Origin of the sequence: Bariatricus sp. TF06-38A (assembly GCF_027690675.1) — a bacterium.
Taxonomy (GTDB): Bacteria; Bacillota; Clostridia; order Lachnospirales; family Lachnospiraceae; genus Allocoprococcus; species Allocoprococcus comes.
Genome location: NZ_JAQFCE010000011.1, coordinates 40,732 through 58,880, shown reverse-complemented (window position 1 = coordinate 58,880; position 18,149 = coordinate 40,732). Strand labels below are relative to the sequence as shown.

At 41.5% G+C, this 18,149-nt stretch carries 31 protein-coding genes; 3 read left to right on the top strand and 28 right to left on the bottom strand.

All coding sequences use genetic code 11. The annotated features are described in order from the left end of the window. Positions 1-9: 9 nt before the first annotated feature. The 22 genes from secY to rpsJ form a co-directional block, all read right to left on the bottom strand. The gene (gene secY, locus PG418_RS10125) at positions 10-1,362 is read right to left on the bottom strand and encodes a preprotein translocase subunit SecY (RefSeq protein ID WP_022220189.1); all 1,353 of its coding nucleotides are present in this window, start codon (positions 1,360-1,362) and stop codon (positions 10-12) included. Further along, positions 1,362-1,802, bottom strand: a complete 441-nt coding sequence (rplO, locus tag PG418_RS10120) for a 50S ribosomal protein L15 (RefSeq protein ID WP_008372558.1) — start codon at positions 1,800-1,802, stop codon at positions 1,362-1,364. The genes secY and rplO overlap by 1 nt, the downstream gene beginning before the upstream one ends. A 22-nt stretch (positions 1,803-1,824) precedes the next feature. After that, positions 1,825-2,007 (bottom strand): 50S ribosomal protein L30, encoded by a 183-nt coding sequence (gene rpmD / locus PG418_RS10115; RefSeq protein ID WP_008372557.1) that lies wholly within the window; start codon positions 2,005-2,007, stop codon positions 1,825-1,827. A 13-nt stretch (positions 2,008-2,020) separates the two neighbouring features. After that, positions 2,021-2,530 carry a 30S ribosomal protein S5 gene (rpsE, locus tag PG418_RS10110; protein ID WP_008372554.1) on the bottom strand — a complete coding sequence of 170 codons (510 nt, stop codon included), beginning with the start codon at positions 2,528-2,530 and terminating at the stop codon, positions 2,021-2,023. 15 nt (positions 2,531-2,545) lie between these two features. Beyond that, positions 2,546-2,914, bottom strand: coding sequence for a 50S ribosomal protein L18 (rplR, locus tag PG418_RS10105; protein WP_008372552.1), 369 nt, complete (start codon positions 2,912-2,914; stop codon positions 2,546-2,548). 19 nt (positions 2,915-2,933) lie between these two features. Beyond that, complete coding sequence (gene rplF / locus PG418_RS10100; protein WP_008372550.1) at positions 2,934-3,476, bottom strand: 50S ribosomal protein L6; 543 nt, start codon at positions 3,474-3,476, stop codon at positions 2,934-2,936. A 133-nt stretch (positions 3,477-3,609) separates the two neighbouring features. After that, on the bottom strand, positions 3,610-4,011 hold the full coding sequence (gene rpsH, locus PG418_RS10095; protein ID WP_008372548.1) for a 30S ribosomal protein S8: 402 nt from the start codon (positions 4,009-4,011) through the stop codon (positions 3,610-3,612). Between the two features lie 19 nt (positions 4,012-4,030). Next, on the bottom strand, positions 4,031-4,216 hold the full coding sequence (locus PG418_RS10090) for a type Z 30S ribosomal protein S14 (RefSeq protein ID WP_008372546.1): 186 nt from the start codon (positions 4,214-4,216) through the stop codon (positions 4,031-4,033). A gap of 13 nt (positions 4,217-4,229) precedes the next feature. After that, on the bottom strand, positions 4,230-4,769 hold the full coding sequence (rplE, locus tag PG418_RS10085) for a 50S ribosomal protein L5 (RefSeq protein ID WP_008372545.1): 540 nt from the start codon (positions 4,767-4,769) through the stop codon (positions 4,230-4,232). Between the two features lie 23 nt (positions 4,770-4,792). Continuing rightward, positions 4,793-5,104 (bottom strand): 50S ribosomal protein L24, encoded by a 312-nt coding sequence (gene rplX / locus PG418_RS10080; protein ID WP_022220190.1) that lies wholly within the window; start codon positions 5,102-5,104, stop codon positions 4,793-4,795. A gap of 12 nt (positions 5,105-5,116) precedes the next feature. After that, a complete protein-coding gene (gene rplN / locus PG418_RS10075) occupies positions 5,117-5,485 on the bottom strand; it encodes a 50S ribosomal protein L14 (protein ID WP_008372541.1) in 369 nt (122 codons plus the stop codon). 36 nt (positions 5,486-5,521) lie between these two features. Then, the gene (gene rpsQ, locus PG418_RS10070; RefSeq protein ID WP_022220191.1) at positions 5,522-5,776 is read right to left on the bottom strand and encodes a 30S ribosomal protein S17; all 255 of its coding nucleotides are present in this window, start codon (positions 5,774-5,776) and stop codon (positions 5,522-5,524) included. A 29-nt stretch (positions 5,777-5,805) separates the two neighbouring features. Next, on the bottom strand, positions 5,806-6,012 hold the full coding sequence (rpmC, locus tag PG418_RS10065) for a 50S ribosomal protein L29 (RefSeq protein WP_008372537.1): 207 nt from the start codon (positions 6,010-6,012) through the stop codon (positions 5,806-5,808). Further along, complete coding sequence (rplP, locus tag PG418_RS10060; protein ID WP_008372535.1) at positions 6,002-6,439, bottom strand: 50S ribosomal protein L16; 438 nt, start codon at positions 6,437-6,439, stop codon at positions 6,002-6,004. The genes rpmC and rplP overlap by 11 nt, the downstream gene beginning before the upstream one ends. Further along, complete coding sequence (gene rpsC, locus PG418_RS10055; protein WP_008372532.1) at positions 6,439-7,095, bottom strand: 30S ribosomal protein S3; 657 nt, start codon at positions 7,093-7,095, stop codon at positions 6,439-6,441. The genes rplP and rpsC overlap by 1 nt, the downstream gene beginning before the upstream one ends. Before the next feature lie 11 nt (positions 7,096-7,106). Further along, complete coding sequence (rplV, locus tag PG418_RS10050) at positions 7,107-7,493, bottom strand: 50S ribosomal protein L22 (protein ID WP_008372530.1); 387 nt, start codon at positions 7,491-7,493, stop codon at positions 7,107-7,109. 31 nt (positions 7,494-7,524) lie between these two features. Continuing rightward, entirely contained in the window at positions 7,525-7,806 is a 282-nt protein-coding gene (rpsS, locus tag PG418_RS10045) for a 30S ribosomal protein S19 (protein WP_008372528.1), read from the bottom strand. A 25-nt stretch (positions 7,807-7,831) separates the two neighbouring features. After that, entirely contained in the window at positions 7,832-8,674 is an 843-nt protein-coding gene (rplB, locus tag PG418_RS10040) for a 50S ribosomal protein L2 (protein ID WP_055261675.1), read from the bottom strand. Positions 8,675-8,743: 69 nt separating this feature from the next. After that, the gene (rplW, locus tag PG418_RS10035; RefSeq protein WP_008372525.1) at positions 8,744-9,049 is read right to left on the bottom strand and encodes a 50S ribosomal protein L23; all 306 of its coding nucleotides are present in this window, start codon (positions 9,047-9,049) and stop codon (positions 8,744-8,746) included. After that, entirely contained in the window at positions 9,049-9,669 is a 621-nt protein-coding gene (rplD, locus tag PG418_RS10030) for a 50S ribosomal protein L4 (RefSeq protein ID WP_008372524.1), read from the bottom strand. Before rplD ends, rplW begins: the two co-directional genes overlap by 1 nt. A gap of 30 nt (positions 9,670-9,699) precedes the next feature. Continuing rightward, positions 9,700-10,380 carry a 50S ribosomal protein L3 gene (gene rplC, locus PG418_RS10025; RefSeq protein ID WP_008372522.1) on the bottom strand — a complete coding sequence of 227 codons (681 nt, stop codon included), beginning with the start codon at positions 10,378-10,380 and terminating at the stop codon, positions 9,700-9,702. A 90-nt stretch (positions 10,381-10,470) separates the two neighbouring features. Next, complete coding sequence (gene rpsJ / locus PG418_RS10020) at positions 10,471-10,788, bottom strand: 30S ribosomal protein S10 (protein ID WP_008372521.1); 318 nt, start codon at positions 10,786-10,788, stop codon at positions 10,471-10,473. Positions 10,789-11,259: 471 nt separating this feature from the next. Between rpsJ and PG418_RS10015 the strand changes: the two genes are divergently transcribed. Both PG418_RS10015 and PG418_RS10010 read left to right on the top strand, forming a co-directional pair. Continuing rightward, on the top strand, positions 11,260-11,802 hold the full coding sequence (locus PG418_RS10015; protein ID WP_195367877.1) for a nitroreductase family protein: 543 nt from the start codon (positions 11,260-11,262) through the stop codon (positions 11,800-11,802). A 425-nt stretch (positions 11,803-12,227) separates the two neighbouring features. Next, positions 12,228-12,419: a hypothetical protein gene (locus PG418_RS10010; RefSeq protein WP_008372514.1), complete on the top strand. Its 192-nt coding sequence runs from the start codon at positions 12,228-12,230 to the stop codon at positions 12,417-12,419. 76 nt (positions 12,420-12,495) lie between these two features. Here PG418_RS10010 and PG418_RS10005 read toward each other — a convergent pair whose 3' ends face one another. Then, entirely contained in the window at positions 12,496-14,757 is a 2,262-nt protein-coding gene (locus PG418_RS10005) for a methyl-accepting chemotaxis protein (RefSeq protein ID WP_498837345.1), read from the bottom strand. A 196-nt stretch (positions 14,758-14,953) separates the two neighbouring features. Between PG418_RS10005 and PG418_RS10000 the strand changes: the two genes are divergently transcribed. After that, positions 14,954-15,574, top strand: coding sequence for a TetR/AcrR family transcriptional regulator (locus PG418_RS10000; protein ID WP_008372509.1), 621 nt, complete (start codon positions 14,954-14,956; stop codon positions 15,572-15,574). Positions 15,575-15,689: 115 nt separating this feature from the next. Here PG418_RS10000 and PG418_RS09995 read toward each other — a convergent pair whose 3' ends face one another. From PG418_RS09995 to PG418_RS09975, 5 genes are all read right to left on the bottom strand, one after another. Continuing rightward, positions 15,690-16,163, bottom strand: coding sequence for a glycine/sarcosine/betaine reductase component B subunit (locus tag PG418_RS09995; protein WP_055158009.1), 474 nt, complete (start codon positions 16,161-16,163; stop codon positions 15,690-15,692). An 11-nt stretch (positions 16,164-16,174) separates the two neighbouring features. Further along, on the bottom strand, positions 16,175-16,939 hold the full coding sequence (gene prdD / locus PG418_RS09990; protein ID WP_498837344.1) for a proline reductase cluster protein PrdD: 765 nt from the start codon (positions 16,937-16,939) through the stop codon (positions 16,175-16,177). Positions 16,940-17,116: 177 nt separating this feature from the next. Then, positions 17,117-17,362 (bottom strand): proline reductase, encoded by a 246-nt coding sequence (locus PG418_RS09985; protein WP_008372503.1) that lies wholly within the window; start codon positions 17,360-17,362, stop codon positions 17,117-17,119. 27 nt (positions 17,363-17,389) lie between these two features. Further along, complete coding sequence (locus PG418_RS09980; RefSeq protein ID WP_022220195.1) at positions 17,390-17,842, bottom strand: glycine/sarcosine/betaine reductase selenoprotein B family protein; 453 nt, start codon at positions 17,840-17,842, stop codon at positions 17,390-17,392. Positions 17,843-17,863: 21 nt separating this feature from the next. Beyond that, positions 17,864-18,145, bottom strand: coding sequence for a CBO2463/CBO2479 domain-containing protein (locus PG418_RS09975; RefSeq protein WP_022220196.1), 282 nt, complete (start codon positions 18,143-18,145; stop codon positions 17,864-17,866). Positions 18,146-18,149: the final 4 nt, after the last annotated feature.

The window sequence follows — 18,149 nt, the reverse complement described above, 5'->3', positions numbered from 1 at the left end:
ACAATTGTTTTAATATCCAAGAAAACTATTTTTCATAGATTTTCCTTTGACATTCAAAAATCCTGTGTAATTACGAACGAGCATCTGAGACTCAATCTGTTTGAGTGTCTCAAGAACAACACCGATGATAATGATCAGAGAAGTTCCACCGAATGATACATTCGCTCCAAACACACCATTGAACACAAACGGAATTACCTGTACAATTACAAGTCCGCATGCACCAATAAAGATAATATAATTTAATATCTTATTTAAGTAGTCCACAGTAGGTTTTCCAGGTCTGATACCTGGGATAAATCCACCGCTTTTTTTCATATTATTTGCAATTTCCAACGGGTTAAAAGTAATGCTCGTATAGAAATATGCAAAGAAAATCGTAAGTACGATATATACTATAAGTCCCCAGGAATAGTAAATCTTATTCGGATTACACCAGTTTCCTGAACTTAAGCCTCTGAGGATTTCACTTCCGATGCCTTTTCCGTTGCCCTTGCCCATAAATGAAGCAATTACAACCGGGAACTGCATAATAGATGAAGCGAAAATAACCGGAATTACTCCGGCGGTATTAACCTTCAGCGGAATGTTCGTTGACTGTCCACCTACTGATTTTCTCCCCTGTACTTTCTGCGAATACTGAACCGGAATTCGTCTCTCCGCATCCTGAAGTATTACCGTAAATACTACAAGTACGAGAATGATTGCAATGATGATGATTGCTGCAAGTCCTCCACTGGCAAGACCTTTGCCGCTGATGAACTTCTCATACAGTGAGGTCATATCACTTGGAATGCGTGATAAAATGTTAATGAGCAGGACAATAGAAATACCATTTCCCACTCCTTTTTCTGTAATTCGTTCCCCGATCCACATAAGGAATGCAGATCCTGCAGTTAATGTAAGAACTACAATTGTAGCATTTACAAAATTGAACTTTTCCAGAAGTCCCTGACGTCCAAATCCAACAGCCATAGCTGTAGATTCAATCAGAGCAAGCACAACTGTCACATAACGAGTTAATGCGGTAAGCTTCTTTCTTCCATCTTCCCCTTCTTTCTGCATTTCCTCAAGCTTTGGAATTGCAATTGTAAGAAGCTGGATGATAATGGAAGATGTGATATACGGGGTAATACTCAATGCAAAGATGGACATCGTCTCAAACGAACCGCCGGTGAAAGCGTTAAAAAAGTTAAACGAATCACCGGTCTGGTTCGCAAAGAAATTCTGAATATAGGTCGGATCAACTCCCGGTGTCGGAAGCTGAGATCCGAGTCTTACTACAAACAGCATTGCAAGGGTATACAATATTTTTCTCCGTATGTCTTCAATCTGAAATGCTTTACGGAATGTTTGTAGCATTAGATCACCTCTGCTTTTCCACCAACAGCTTCAATCTTTTCTACAGCACCTGCGCTGAATGCATTTGCCTGAACAGTAAGCTTTTTGGTTAACTCTCCATTTCCAAGAATTTTAACACCATCTCTGGCATGTTTTACGATTCCTGCTTCAATCAGAGTTTCAACAGAAACTACTGCATCGTTGTCAAATACTTCAAGAGCACTGACATTGATTCCAACGATTTCCTTAGAGTTTCTGCAAGTGAAACCTCTCTTAGGAATACGTCTGTATAATGGCATCTGTCCACCTTCGAAACCTGGTCTCGGAGCTCCAGAACGAGCTTTCTGACCTTTGTGTCCCTTACCAGCAGTCTTACCATTTCCTGAGCCGTGTCCACGACCTCTTCTGAAATTATCGCTATGTTTTGATCCGTCAGCCGGTCTTAAATTAGATAAGTCCATTGTGACACCTCCTATCTAAGATTTATGCTTCTTCTTCTACTTTTACCAGATGTCTTACCTGCTGAACCATTCCTCTGGTTGCAGCGTTATCCGGAAGGACAACTGTCTTATTAACCTTCTTAAGGCCTAATGCTTCTACTGTTCTTCTGTGTTTCGGAACAGCACCGATTGTTGATTTTACTAATGTGATTTTTAAATTTGCCATTGTAATCTCCTCCCTAGCCTAAGATCTCTTCTACAGTTTTACCGCGAAGTTTAGCTACGTCTTCTGGAGCTTTCAGCTGACTTAAACCTTCGATAGTAGCAAGTACTACGTTCTGTTTGTTGTTAGATCCGAGAGATTTTGTACGGATGTTCTTGATACCTGCAAGTTCGATTACGGCACGAGCCGGTCCACCTGCGATAACACCAGTACCTTCCGGAGCTTTTTTCAGAAGTACAGAAGCACTTCCGAATTTTCCAATATAATCATGTGTAATACTGTCGTTTTCATCTAAAGTAACTTTGATAAGTTTCTTCATAGCATCTTCTTTTCCTTTGCGGATTGCTTCCGGAATTTCAGCTGCTTTTCCTAAACCTGCACCAACATGGCCGTTTCCGTCGCCAACAACTACTAAAGCTGTGAATCTCATGTTACGACCACCCTTAACAACTTTGGTAACACGTTTGATTGATACTACTTTTTCGGTAAGTTCTAACTGATTAGCATCAATACGTTCCTGTTTCATGTGTCCGTCCTCCTTCTAGAAATTCAAACCAGCTTCTCTTGCTGCGTCTGCTAATGCTTTGATTTTTCCGTGATAGATAAATCCTCCTCTGTCAAATACAACAGAAGTGATACCTTTCTCGATTGCTTTTTTTGCAATTACTGTTCCAAGGTATGCTGCTGCTTCAACGTTGTTGGTTTTTTCCAGTTCTGCTTTCACATCTTTCTGAAGAGTGGAAGCGGAAACCAGAGTGTTTCCAACTGTATCGTCAATAATCTGAGCATACATATGATTATTACTTCTAAACACAGCGAGACGCGGTCTTTCAGCTGTACCACTGAAACGGTTACGCAGTTTTCTATGTTTATTTACACGAACTTCGCTTCTTGATTTCTTACTAACCATTTGTTCACACTCTCCTTACTTATTTTTTACCAGTTTTACCAACTTTACGTCTGATAACTTCATCAGCATATTTGATTCCCTTGCCCTTATAAGGTTCCGGTCTTCTCTTATCTCTGATTTCAGCTGCGTACTGGCCAACTTTTTCTTTACTGATTCCCTTAACGATGATTTTGTTCTGTCCGTCAAGAACAGTTTCGATTCCTTCCGGATCTTCCATCTCAACCGGGTGAGAGTATCCCAAATTCAATGTTAATTTGTTTCCTGATTTGGAAGCTCTGTAACCTACACCGTTTACTTCAAGAACTTTTTCATATCCTTCAGTAACACCGATTACCATGTTGTTGATCAGTGTTCTTGTAAGACCATGAAGAGATTTCATCTTCTTGAGATCGTTCGGTCTTGTTACGATAACTTCTTCGCCTTCTTTTTTGATTTCCATTTCAACTGGAAGTTCTCTTACGAGAGTTCCCTTAGGACCTTTAACAGTCACTACATTCTTCTCTGCGATTTCAACAGTTACGCCTGCCGGGATCGCTACTGGATGTCTTCCGATACGTGACATACCTTTTACCTCCTACACTTACATTTTCGGAACAGCACCTTATGGCTGCTCTGTTTTCAGTTGCAATTTATTGAGTATCGAATGAAATCACAGGAAATATGATTTCATTCGTTTTCTCCATTTTATCTGGTTATTACCATACGAAGCAAAGAACTTCTCCGCCTACGCCGAGCTTTCTGGCTTCTTTGTCTGTAATCACGCCCTGGTTTGTAGAGATGATTGCAGTTCCAAGTCCTCCAAGTACTCTCGGAAGTTCGTCTTTACCAGCGTAAACACGAAGACCTGGTTTAGAAATCTTTTTGATTCCAGAAATAACTTTTTCGTTCTTATCTGCACCATATTTTAATGTGATGCGGATTGTGTTGAAGTTTCCTTCTTCTACGATGTCATATTTTGTGATGTATCCTTCGTTAACGAGAATGTCAGCGATAGCGATCTTCATCTTTGAAGCCGGAACATCTACTGTATCATGTTTTGCAGTGTTTGCGTTACGGATTCTTGTAAGCATATCTGCAATTGGATCACTCATAGTCATTGTGGATTATCCTCCTTTTCTACCAACTTGCTTTCTTTACGCCCGGAATTTCACCTTTGTATGCCAGTTCACGGAAGCATACACGGCAGATTCCATATTTTCTTAAATATGCATGTGGACGTCCACAGATTCTGCAACGATTATATTCTCTTGTAGAGAATTTCTGTTTGCGCTGCTGTTTCAGTTTCATTGCTGTCTTTGCCATGAAAATTTCCTCCTTATTTTGTGAATGGCATGTTGAACTGTGTTAACAATTCACGTGCTTCTTCGTCTGTATTAGCAGTTGTTACGAAGATAACATCCATACCTCTAACCTTATCTACTTTATCATATTCGATTTCTGGGAAGATAAGCTGCTCCTTGATACCAAGAGCGTAGTTACCTCTTCCGTCGAATGCGTTCGGATTAACTCCTCTAAAGTCACGTACACGAGGCAGTGCAAGGTTGATGAGACGATCAACGAACTCATACATCTTTTCTCCTCTTAAAGTAACTTTGCATCCGATAGCCATTCCTTCACGGATTTTGAAGTTAGCTACTGAATTTTTAGCTCTGGTCAGAACTGCTTTCTGTCCAGTGATCTTTTCCATATCAGCTACAGCTGAGTCTAATGCTTTTGCATTGTCTTTTGCTTCGCCAACGCCCATGTTGATAACAACCTTGTCGAGCTTCGGCACTTCCATAATATTCTTATAACCAAATTTTTTGATCATTGCGTCAATGATCTCGTTCTGGTACTGTTCTTTAAGTCTACTCAAAGCCTTTGACCTCCTTCCTAGAACTAATCAATTACTTCGCCTGTTGATTTTGCAACACGTACTTTTTTGTCTCCATCAAGTTTGAAGCCTACTCTTGTAGCTTTTCCCTTGTGAACATACATTACGTTAGATGCATCGATCGGTCCTTCCTGATGAAGGATTCCGCCTTCCGGATTAGAAGCGCTTGGTTTAGCATGTTTTGTTCTCATGTTAACGCCTTCTACCAGGACTGTACCGTTTTTCTGATCTACTGCGATTACTTTGCCTTCTTTGTCTTTATCTTTTCCAGCGATAACTTTAACGGTATCGCCTTTTTTGATCTTCATTGTTGACATACTCGAACCTCCTTACAGTACTTCCGGAGCCAGTGAAACAATTTTCATAAACTGTTTCTCACGAAGTTCTCTGGCTACAGGTCCAAAAATACGAGTTCCTTTTGGGTTTTTGTCATCTTTAATAATAACAGCAGCATTTTCATCGAATCTGATGTATGATCCATCTTTACGACGAGTGCTGTTTACAGTACGAACAACTACAGCTTTAACGACATCACCTTTTTTAACAACGCCGCCTGGTGTTGCATCTTTAACCGAAGCAACGATTACATCACCGATAGCTGCATATCTTCTTGTAGAACCGCCTAATACACGGATACAGAGTAATTCTTTAGCACCTGTATTATCTGCTACTTTTAATCTGCTTTCTTGCTGTATCATGCAGGTAAACCTCCTTATACTTTTATCAAAGTCAAACTATTTAACTTTTTCTACGATTTCAACAAGTCTCCATCTCTTATCTTTAGATAACGGTCTTGTCTCCATAACTTTTACTCTATCACCAATATTGCATTCATTATTTTCATCATGCGCTTTCAGTTTGTAAGTTCTTTTTACGATCTTATTGTAAAGCGGATGTTTTACATGGTCTTCTACTGCAACGACGATTGTCTTGTCCATCTTGTTGCTTACAACCTTACCAACTCTCGTTTTTCTCAGGTTTCTTTCCACGGTTATACTCCTTTCTGAATATCACCTAATTAAGCATTCTGGCTTTTTTCTGTGATCACTGTCTGGATTCTTGCGATATTCTTTCTTACTTCTTTGATTCTGCTTGTATTATCTAACTGATTTGTTGCGTTCTGGAATCTCAGATTGAAGAGTTCCTTTTTAGCAGCTACTAATTCTTCATTTAATTCTGCAACAGATTTTGCTTTTAAATCTTCTACAAATGTCTTAATTTTCACTGTTATCACCGCCTTCTAAGTCTGCACGAGAAACGATTTTACATTTACATGGTAATTTGTGCATAGCAAGACGTAATGCTTCTTTCGCAACTTCTTCAGGTACTCCTGCAAGTTCGAACATTACACGTCCTGGCTTAACTACAGCTACCCAGTATTCAAGAGTTCCTTTTCCAGAACCCATACGTGTCTCAGCCGGTTTCGTTGTTACTGGTTTATCAGGGAAGATCTTGATCCAAACCTTACCACCACGTTTGATGTAACGTGTCATAGCGATACGGGCAGCTTCAATCTGGTTAGATCTGATCCAACATGGTTCCATTGCTACAAGACCATATTCACCGTTCGTGATCTTGTTTCCTCTTAATGCTTTACCTTTCATGGAGCCACGGAACTGTTTTCTACGTTTTACTCTTTTTGGCATTAACATTATTTATCGCTCCCTTCCTTACCTGCCTTTGTTGGAAGTACTTCGCCTTTGTAAATCCATACCTTAACACCAACTTTTCCGTAAGTTGTGTCTGCTTCAGCGAAGCCATAGTCAATGTCTGCTCTCAGTGTCTGAAGCGGAATAGTTCCTTCGCTGTAGAACTCTGTACGAGCCATATCAGCTCCGCCGAGACGTCCGGATACGGATGTCTTAACACCAAGTGCTCCTGATTTCATAGTTCTTGACATGCAAGATTTCATTGCACGACGGAAGGAAATACGATTTTCCAGCTGCTGTGCGATGTTTTCAGCAACGAGCTGAGCATCTTTGTCAGGTCTTTTTACTTCTTTGATGTCAACGATAACTTTCTTATCTGTCATTTTCTGAAGTTCAGCTTTTACTTTTTCGATCTCAGAACCGCCTTTACCGATTACAACACCCGGTTTAGCAGTATAAACGATGATCTTAACACGATCAGAAGCTCTTTCGATTTCAATCTTAGAAACTCCTGCGCTGTATAATTTATTCTTCAGAAATTTTCTGATTTTATGATCTTCTACTAAATAGTCAGCAAAATCTTTTTCTGCATACCATTTAGAGTCCCAGTCTTTGATAACACCGACTCTTAAGCCATGAGGATTAACTTTCTGTCCCATTATTGCCCTCCTTATCTTTCATTAAGCACAAGTGTAATATGACTCATTCTCTTTTCGATTCTGTAAGCTCTGCCCTGTGCTCTCGGTCTGATTCTCTTCATTGTTGGTCCTTTATTTGCGTAGCATTCCTCAATATAAAGGTTTTCAACACTCATACCGTTGTTATTCTCAGCATTTGCGATAGCTGATTCCAATAATTTCTTTATAATGCTTGAAGCGTATCTTGGATTGTATGTTAAAATACCAAGCGCTGTTGTTACATCCTTACCTCTGATGGCATCTAATACGAAGCATGCTTTCTGAACAGAAACTCTGGCGTAAGATAACTTAGCTGAAGGTCTGGTGTCCTTGTTTGCATTTCTTTCTCTCTTAATTTGACTTCTATGTCCTTTTGCCATGGGATGAAACCTCCTTTCAATACGTTAAATATTATCTAACTTTCGATTTCTTTTCGTCTTTTCCATGTCCTCTGTATGTTCTGGTTGCTACGAACTCTCCGAGTTTATGTCCAACCATATCTTCTGTTACATATACCGGAACATGTTTTCTTCCATCATGAACTGCGATTGTATGTCCAACCATAATCGGGAAGATTGTAGAACGACGAGACCATGTTTTGATAACACCCTTGTCTCCTGATGCGTTCATTGCTTCCACTTTCTTAAGCAGGCTTGCGTCTGCGAATGGTCCTTTTTTAAGTGAACGAGCCATAGGTTCTAACCTCCTTGAAAATTAACTATTTGATTCCTCTACCGTCTTTTCTTCTGATGATCAGCTTGTTAGACTGTTTGTTTTTCTTACGAGTCTTAAGACCAAGTGCCGGTTTACCCCAAGGAGTGCACGGACCCGGACGACCGATTCCAGTCTTACCTTCACCACCACCATGCGGATGATCATTCGGGTTCATAACGGAACCACGAACTGTAGGTCTGATACCCATGTGACGTTTACGTCCTGCTTTACCAATGTTTACAAGGTTGTGATCGCCATTTCCAACAACACCAACTGATGCGCGGCATTCGATCGGAACCATTCTCATTTCTCCTGAAGGAAGACGAAGTGTTGCATACTTTCCTTCTTTAGCCATGAGCTGTGCGCTGTTTCCTGCTGAACGAACCATCTGTCCGCCCTTTCCAGGATGAAGCTCAATGTTATGAACCTGTGTACCAACCGGGATAGCTGAAAGCGGCAGGCAGTTTCCTACTCTTACTTCTGCTTCTGGTCCGTTCATAACTTTCATTCCGTCTGTAAGTCCTTCTGGTGCGATGATGTAAGCTTTTTCTCCATCAGCGTAGCAGATAAGTGCGATGTTAGCACTTCTGTTCGGATCGTATTCGATTCCGATTACAGTTGCCGGAATTCCATCTTTTTTACGTTTGAAGTCGATTACTCTATATTTTCTCTTAACTCCGCCTCCGCGGTGTCTAACAGTGATTTTACCCTGATTGTTACGTCCGGCAGTCTTGCTCAGAGAAACTACTAAAGATTTCTCCGGTGTTGTTTTTGTGATTTCTGAGAAATCAGAGCCGGTCATATGTCTTCTGGAAGGTGTATATGGGCGGTATGTTTTAATTCCCATTACTCTATCTCCTTTCGCATTTTGCTAGTTATTTTTGTCACGGATTTGCACCGTTTAGGTTCCAGTTTCTTACAGTCCCTGGAAGATTTCGATCTCTGCTGATTCTTCTGTCAGCTGAACGATTGCTTTCTTTGTCTTAGCTGTTTTTCCGAATGTCATGGTTCCGCGAACTCGTTTGTTCTTTCCGTCCATGTTGATTGTGTTAACGCCAGCAACTTTTGTTCCTGGGAACATTTTTTCTACAGCTTCTTTGATCTGAGTCTTATTAGCTTCTGTGTGTACAAGGAATGTGTATTTCTTGTCAGCCATAAGAGCCATTGTCTTTTCGGTTACTACCGGTTTAAGGATTACATCATAATACTGAATGTTTGCCATTATGCGTACACCTCCTCGATTGCCTGTACAGCAGCCTTAGTTGCGATTACTGTATTGTATTTCAGGATGTCATACACATTGATTGTGTTTGTCTTAGCAGTTTTAACATCAGCAATGTTTCTAGCTGAAAGTTCTGCATTCTTGTTTCCGTCTTCCAGAACTACGAGAGCTTTGGATACTGACAGGTTATTAAGAACATCCTGGAATTTCTTTGTCTTGATTTCATCAAAGTTAATTTCATCAACAACGATGAATTTCTTTTCTTCTACTCTTGATGTCAGAGCGGATTTGAGAGCTGCTCTTCTTTCTTTCTTGTTAAGTTTGAAAGAGTAATCTCTCGGTGTCGGAGCGAATACTACTCCACCGCCTGTCCACTGCGGAGCTCTTGTAGATCCCTGTCTTGCATGACCGGTACCTTTCTGTCTCCATGGTTTTCTTCCGCCGCCGGAAACTTCTGAACGAGTTTTCGCTTTCTGTGTTCCCTGACGTTTATTTGCAAGCTGGCTTACAACTGCCATGTGTACAAGGTGTTCGTTTACTTCTACACCGAATACAGCATCATTTAAGTCGATTGTTCCAACTTCTTTACCTTCGATATTGTAAACAGATACGTTTGCCATCTGTATGTTCCTCCTTTCCTAGTGCCAATCTTAGATAGATTTTACAGATTCTTTAATCGTTACAAGAGATTTCTTTGGTCCCGGAACTGCGCCCTTAACCAGAAGAAGGTTGTTTTCAACGTCTACTCTTACGATTTCAAGGTTCTGAATTGTAATCTTCTTTGCTCCCATGTGTCCTGGCATCTTTTTGCCCTTGAATACTTTACTCGGGTCAGATGCAGCACCGTTGGAACCAGCATGACGATGGAACTTAGAACCGTGAGCCATAGGTCCTCTGTGCTGGTTGTGTCTCTTGATAGCACCCTGGAATCCTTTACCTTTGGAAATTGCTGTTGCGTCTACTTTGTCGCCAGCTTCAAAGATATCTGCTTTAATTTCCTGAGCTAACTGATATTCATCAGCGTTCTCGAATTTGAATTCTTTTACAAATCTCTTTCCTGTTACTCCAGCTTTATCAAAGTGTCCTTTTTCAGCCTTTGTAACACCGTGTCTGTGCACGATTTCTTTCTTTCCGTTCTTGTCAACGTTAACAATTTTGTCTTTCTTGTCAACGAATCCAACCTGAACTGCGCTGTATCCGTCATTTTCAACGGTTTTGATCTGTGTTACAACACATGGTCCAGCCTGAAGAACAGTTACCGGAGTAAGTACTCCATCTTCGTTGAAGATTTGAGTCATTCCGACTTTGGTAGCTAAGATAGCTTTCTTCATTTTATTTTACCTCCTGTGATTTACAGCGGAACGCCCTTATGGGTGTTCATCCTAAATATTAGGAACTACTGTGTTTTAATTTATTAGAACTTATTTGTTCTTCATTTTGATATCGATGTATACACCAGCTGGCATTTCCAGTCTTGACAGAGCATCTACAGTCTTCTGTGTCGGTGCAATGATATCGATCAGTCTCTTATGAGTTCTCTGTTCGAACTGTTCTCTGGAATCTTTGTATTTGTGAACCGCTCTTAAGATTGTTACAACTTCCTTCTTTGTCGGAAGCGGTACCGGTCCGCTAACCTTTGCTCCATTTTTCTTTACAGTTTCGATAATTTTCTTGGCAGATGCATCTACAAGCTGATGATCATATGCCTTCAATGTGATTCTCATTACTTGACTTGCCATAAAAAAAGTCGCCTCCTTTTCGTACTTAAACCTCAGTACGACAAGCGGTGACTGTACACTTCCCCGTGTGTGTCGTGAGAAACTCACACGTTGTTACTGCATCTCAGCAGCTGTTATGATTTCGTACAGTGACTTGTCGCCAGTTTCCTAACTTGACATTCGCTCCACGGAAAACCTGCCATTCTTCTCGGCAGCAACCTCGCGCTTCTTTGCTATCATGTCACAGCTTTTTTAGTATACCCGATGTTTCTGCATTTTGCAAGCATTTTATTTTATTTTTTGTACTTTTTTTCATACAAAATTTTCTTGAAAAATCTTCTCCTTTTGTGCTATTTTTCTTATTCCCTTTTTGCAGTATAATATTCTCATATTCAGCGGGGTACCAGATCCATAGGCTTCTTCGCTAAATGCAGCCTGTCTTTCGATCTTTCCCCACATCATCTTATATAGAATAAAAGGAGGACGCATATTATGCAGACATTAGATGCAATCAAAACAAGAAGAACGATCCGCAAATTTACAGAGGAGCCTGTCTCACATGAAGTGATTGAGAAAATCGTAGGAGCAAGTGCCTACGCTCCATCCTGGAAGAATACGCAGACAGCAAGATACATTATAATAGAAGAAACAGCTCTCAAAGACAGGATTGCCAGAGAAGCTGTTATGGGATTTGAATGGAATACAGGCATCATTCTTGGTGCACCGGTACTGGTTGTTCTCGCTTCCGTTCCGGGGAAAAGCGGTTACGAAAAGGACGGAGCTTATTCCACCTCAAAAAAGGATAAATGGGAAATGTTTGATGCCGGTATCGCTGCGCAGACCTTCCAGCTCGCTGCTCATGAATGCGGAATCGGTTCGGTTGTCATGGGTATTTTCGATGAGGTAAAGGTAAAAGAACTACTTGGTCTTGACGATACTCTGAATGTATCTGCCCTGATTGCGATCGGTCATCCAGCCATCCAACCGACCGCACCAGCACGTAAACCTGTCCAGGAACTGATCCAGTACCGCTAATCTACAGTAGACTTACGCTTGACCGCTTTGTACAGATTTTAGTGCATAATTTATTCATAAATTTACCATTTTCTTGTTGACACTACCGTGATAAAGTGATATAGTGTAACCAACTTAATCAGAGAGCTAAACCAAGGGCGGTTTCCAACACAAGGATACCGCTTTTTAATAAAGACTTGATTAAGCTACAACATTGGTTGTTATTGCAGTTATATTGTTGCCGGTCGTTTCCCCCAAGAATGATCTTGCAATGATAAAACTCCAATTTATATATACATCCTCTTTGTAGGAGCATTCCCCAGCTTTGTATATAAGGCAAACTGCAATGCAACGAGGAAAAACCTCTCAATGACATACCAAAAAGAAAAGACATGACCTCGAGGGGTCATGTTTTTTCTTTCCAAAAGTAAAGGAGACGTGAAAATATGAGTAGTTCAAGACCGATAGATAACCCGAAAGATCCCCGTACAGACGAGAAACCCGTATTTTCAAAAGAGCTGGTGCAGGAAGATCTGAAAGATGAATTCAAAGCAGGCTCCAACTCCGAATGGGCCGCTGATTCCCAGGATGAACTCGAAGACTGGATTGAGGAGCAGGGGATTCAACTGAGATATTAATTCCATTCACAGGAATATTTTCAAAGAGCGGCTGGAAAATCGATTATATGATTTCCCAGCCGCTCTTTATTATACTTTATTTTTCACTCACGAAAATAAACTTCACGCTTCCATCCATTCCATCTGCAATTCCAGAGAAGTTCTTATATTCTTTAGATGCATCAAGAAGTTCATTTGCTTTATTAAGAAGTTCATCAATATCGCCATCAAATACGCTTACAAGCTTTTTAATTCCTTCTTCATTAAACTGAATCATACCACTGTTTAATTCGGCTGCGCCAGAATCAAGTTTCTCAACACCGGAAATCAATGGTGCTATGTTGCTCTGAAGAGTGTTAAGACCTGTCGAAAGTGCGGCAGCTCCGCTGTCAAGTTTAAGTGCACCTGCTGCAAGCTGACCAGATCCATTTGCAACAGTCTGTGCTCCGGCATTTGCTGTCTTCATATTCGTATTTAAAGTAGCACTTCCCGCACTTACTTGTGAAGCTCCGGCACTTAATGTTCCGAGTCCCGAATTCAGATCTTGTGTTCCTGCAAGTAAATTTCCACTTCCATCTAAGAGCTGTTTTGTTCCAGCTGTAAGCTGAGTCTTCATACTTCCAACACCGCCTTGAAGCTCTGTTGCTCCAGCTCCCAGAAGTTCCAGTGCCTCTTCTAACGAGCCGGCTCCTCCTTGTATATTTTGTAATCCTGCAGCAACCTGACTTGCTCCGGATCCGATGCTTTTGAGGTTATCAGATAAATTTTTCGCACCTGCTGCAAGTTCATTCGCACCTGCTGATGCCTGGGTAATTCCGCTGTTCACAGCTTGCTGCTGTGTTTGAAGTCCACTTATAACATTATTCAGTACAGCCTGCTGCTCCGGTGTTGCTGACTCAAGAAGACTTGTCAGTGCTGCAATCATTGCTGAATTATCATTCCCTGCCGCAATCTGATCAAGTGAACTTTTAAGATTTGCCGCTCCGTCCGCAAGTCCGCTGGCTCCTGTCTGTGCCTGTGTAATTCCACCACTTACACTTTGCGCACCTTCTGCAGCACTTGCAGCTCCATTTTTCAGATTTTCTGCTCCGGCTTTAGCCTGTTTAATTCCACCATTCAGTTGTTCTGCACCACTGCTCAAAGAATCCACACCTGCACCAACCTGGTTTTGCATTTGTGCAATTCCATTATTCAGATCTTTTGCTCCGCTTTCAAGTTTAGCTGCTCCCGCACTGGCATTTTGTGCTCCTGCCTCAACCTGTGCTGCCCCTGTTTTCAAACTTTCTGTACCATCTGCCAGTTGACTCGTTCCTTTTGCAAGACTCTTACTTCCATCGGCCAATGTGTTTGCCCCACTGACCAGACTTCCTGTTCCACTTGCCAGTTCCTTTCCGCCGCTTGCCAGCTGATCTACTCCACTTGCCAATGTTCCTGATGAAGAAAGCAGTGTATCCAGTCCTTCTTTCAGTTCTCCGGAGCCGCTGACAAGTTTGTTCGATGCATCTTGAAGTTCTGTCATAGAATCCTTCAGTTCATCCAGGCTGTCAAATTTATCGGTACCTACTTCATTGAACACTTCGTTTGTTGCAACTGTAACGGCTTCTACTTTTTCGTAATCTGTCACATCTGCTTCTACTGTAAAGGAATCCGGGATATCCAGATCATCCACCTTGCTGCTAACTGATGTAAGCTGTTCTTTCAACTGTGGAAGTCCCATTCCGATCACGATATCTCTGTCACCATCTGAGATTACTTTCCCATTGTCAACAGTTACATTTGAGAATTTCTCGCCATCCATCAGAAGCCCGGTTGCCATCAAAAATGGTGTGTATTTCCCGCTGTCAGCACTTGTATTCTGATATTCATAATGAATCTTTAAGTGTCCACTCTTTCCTTCCAGATCATCTGCGCTGACTTTCTTTCCGTCAAGTTCATAAGTAACCTTCATTCCTACAGGAATCTTCTTTGTGGTTGTTCCCTGATAGCAGATATCTTTCTTATCTCCCTGCCATACCAGTTTACCGTTATTTTCAGAAAAGGTTTCATCACCTTTTACATTCTTGATATCTTTCAGATCTGATACATCATCAATGGTTCCAAGGCTCGAAATATTTTTCAGCTGATCCGATACCGTAACATCTTTCTGGTTTCCTGCGTCATCTACTTTTACATATACAGTCTCATCTTTTGTAGGTGTTGCGCTGCTGCTTGTTTTTGTCTCGCTTGTTTTCTTTGTCTCTGTGCTTTTATCTTTATTATCTGCCGCCTGTACATTTGCAGATGTTCCTGCAACATTTCCAACTACAAGCGATGCCATAAGTGCAAGTGTAACTAATACTCTGTATTCCCTGTTCTTCATGTTTAAAAACCTCCTGTAAGCCTCTACTGACTTTCCTGTCGGTATGCTTTCTTCTTTTTGACTACTGGTCATTTTCTAGCTCGCACTTACTATAACTCAAAAATGACCACAAGTCAATATTTTTCTACAAAAAAGTTGACTCTGAGTCATTTTGATTTTATAATAAAGATAATTCAAAGGAAAAGAGGAATGAATCATGGGAAAAGTAGATGAAAACAAGCATCAGAAAATGGATGCTCTCTTTCAAAGCGCATACGATTTATTTCTGAATCAGGGAATTGAGAAAACATCAATCAGCGATATAGCAAAAAAGGCCGGAGTTGCAAAGGGAACATTCTATTTATATTTTGCAGACAAATACGAGATACGCGACCGGCTGATCGCACGGACAGCCAGCCGACTTTTCCAGAGAGCACACAAAGCTCTGGAGACAGCCGACATCCCCGAATTCGAAGATAAGATTATTTTTATTGTAGATTACGTTTTAAATGCCATGCAGAAAAATAAACTGATTCTGAGATTTATCTCTAAGAATCTCAGCTGGGGCATTTTCAGACAGGCTATCACCAATAATATGCAGGATGATGAGGGTGAAATTCTTGCATATTTTAGTAATATCCTTCTGGATCATCCGACAATCAAACTTCGTGCGCCGGAAACTATGCTGTTTCTGATCATAGAACTTGCAAGTTCTACTTCATACAGCACGATTCTGGACAACGATCCGATGTCGTTTGAAGAATTGAAGCCATATCTTAACGAAAGTATCCGCGCGATCATCCGTAACCATATTATCGAAGATACCGCAGAAAATTAAACAGCAAAAGTCCTGTCAGAATCTGAATATCGAATCCGGATTCTCAACAGGACTTTTCTATATCTTCTTTCCCTGCCAGCTTTACTTTTGACAGTTTTCTTCAAATTTCAAAGCCTTAACGCTTCTCATTTTTCCGCATTTTCAGCTTCAGCATTGCAGTAACCTTTTTCGCATCCAGCTCCGTCACATTATTTTCTCCGAGTACATCTGTCTCAATGCCCTCTTCACTTTTATTGATATCCAGAATTTCTCCCAGATGATCATTTTCTACAACAAACTGGCCAACTGTACCACTGAATTTCAGCCCGGTTACCGGAATTCCTCTGATTTCCATCTGTTCAGCCGTATTTGCGAAATCTACGTCACTGTTTCCCCATCCATCGGACGACAGGATAACTCCGTCTGCCCGCATAGCTTCCGCCCATACTGCCGCACGGGTTCCAACAAGCAATTTATCTGTATTATCATCCGGCGTTCCAACAATTATGATTCCCATCAGATCCAGATCTTCATCCGATGATACCACATCAAGAAGAGGATCCCTGAAATGGTGTAGTGATGTTTCCTTTGTCGATGGTCCAATTCCCATAATCGCACCTCCTACTGCATAGAACGGATAATTCCGTCACGATATTCGTTTGGTGTAACGATCACCGGCATATTTCCCATATCAATGATCGAGCGACCGTTTTCAGTTCCCGAAGGCTCTTTTGCAAATAACGAAGTATCGTACATCGCACCCTGTCCGGCAACCTGTTTTACGATCAAAACACGTTTTTTTCCTGGGCGAACCACATCATGGTACTCATGTCTCTCTGTGCAGAGATCGCCCCTGAACTTCTTCATCTGTTCCCGGAAAATCTGGATAAACTCGTCACAGGCATGGTGGGCTGCAAGTACACCTTCTCTTTCCTGTCCCATTCCAGGTTTCAGAACAACATCAAATGCCACAATATAATCATCATCCCCCGGAGTACCCGCACGGTTCAGATACAGCTTCTCTTTCAGATTGCCTTCACTGGACCCAAATTCGTGTGCCTGTTTTCCGTTTTCATCTACACCGGTAAGGATTACATAAACGCCGGTGAGTGTATGCGTAATCCCGTCCCCAATCTTTCCAAGTACTTTGGTCGATATCGGAATGATATCCATCATCGTATTGGTATAACGGTCATGTTCTCCCGGTCTTATAATCTGTACATCTAATTTGGAAAGCTGTGGATATTTCGGTAAAATTTCATCCAGTATTTTCTTCTCGATCGTCATCTTTCCAGATGCTGTCACTTTATTTTCTCCGCCTTCTTCCACCTCAGTAATATGGAAAGCTTTGATCACAAGCCGGCGCAGATCTATTTCTTTCTCCATATAATCATCCTCAATTCTAAATTGAACCCAAATGCGCCCTGGCACATTTGAGGCACATAGCACCTTTTATCTAACAGGAAATTTTATCAAAATATCCAGTTAAATAAAAAGGACATCTCCGGCAAATCAGAGCTTTCGCCCCAATCCTGCCGGGGATGTCCCCTTTTTACTATTTGATTATACTTTCGCTACATATTCAAACGGCAGCGGAACAACTTTTCCTGGAGTATCCAGCTTCACAAGCTGTTCCAGAGTTGCTTTTACGATGCCTGTCTGCATCTCAACGTTGTGTGGTTCACCAGCGTTAGCTCCCATAGGAACACGCGGAGCAACCGCACGTGGGGTACCGGTCTGACGAACAACCGGCGGAAGCGCAGCAATAATAATTGTAGGAATTCCTGCGGCTTCAATCGCTCTCTGCACCAGAACTGCAGAGCGGTGGCAGGTACCTCAACCAGCGGTGAGGATAACTGCGTCTACGCCTTCCTCTACAAACATCTTTGCAATGGCAGGACCAGTTTCATGTTTGAATTTTTCCTGGTTTCCGCCACCACCCATGAATCCGGCATGTACCGGTGCACATGCTTTGATAAATCCTTCTTTAGCAAGCTCATGGATACGGTCAATCGGGAACATACAGTTGATGTCTTTGTTTACATCACTGTTGTCATATCCACCGTGAGATACCATTAATTCATCTGACGGCATTTTATCTGTTATTTTTCTCCAGGTAAAGTCACCGGCAAGGTTGAATCTCTTCTGATCCTTGTGGTGCACACCTGCTGCTGTGGCGAGGGCAATTGTCATATCCTTCAGTTCTTTTTTCACCGGAGCCCATACTGGCGGCGGAGTTACCGGAACAAAGATTTCTGACTGAAGTCCTTTAACAACGGTCAAACTCATGTCTATTTCCTCCTGATATAATTACACTTCATCATTCTTCTTATGAGACTTCATTTCTTCCTGACGTCTCTGATACGTCTGCAGGTTACTAACATATTTTTCATTGGCGTCCGGTCCAAGCTGTTCGACAAAACTCATATTCCATCCAACTTCCTGTCCTACCACTAATGGATAATCCGTAATCAGCATTCTCATCGGGATTTTCAGATAACCTAATCGTCCCTTCAAATCGATTCCAACACATCCATCATGGATCTCTACGATTACGCCTTCCATATAGATGATCTTATCGCCATATTTCATAGTC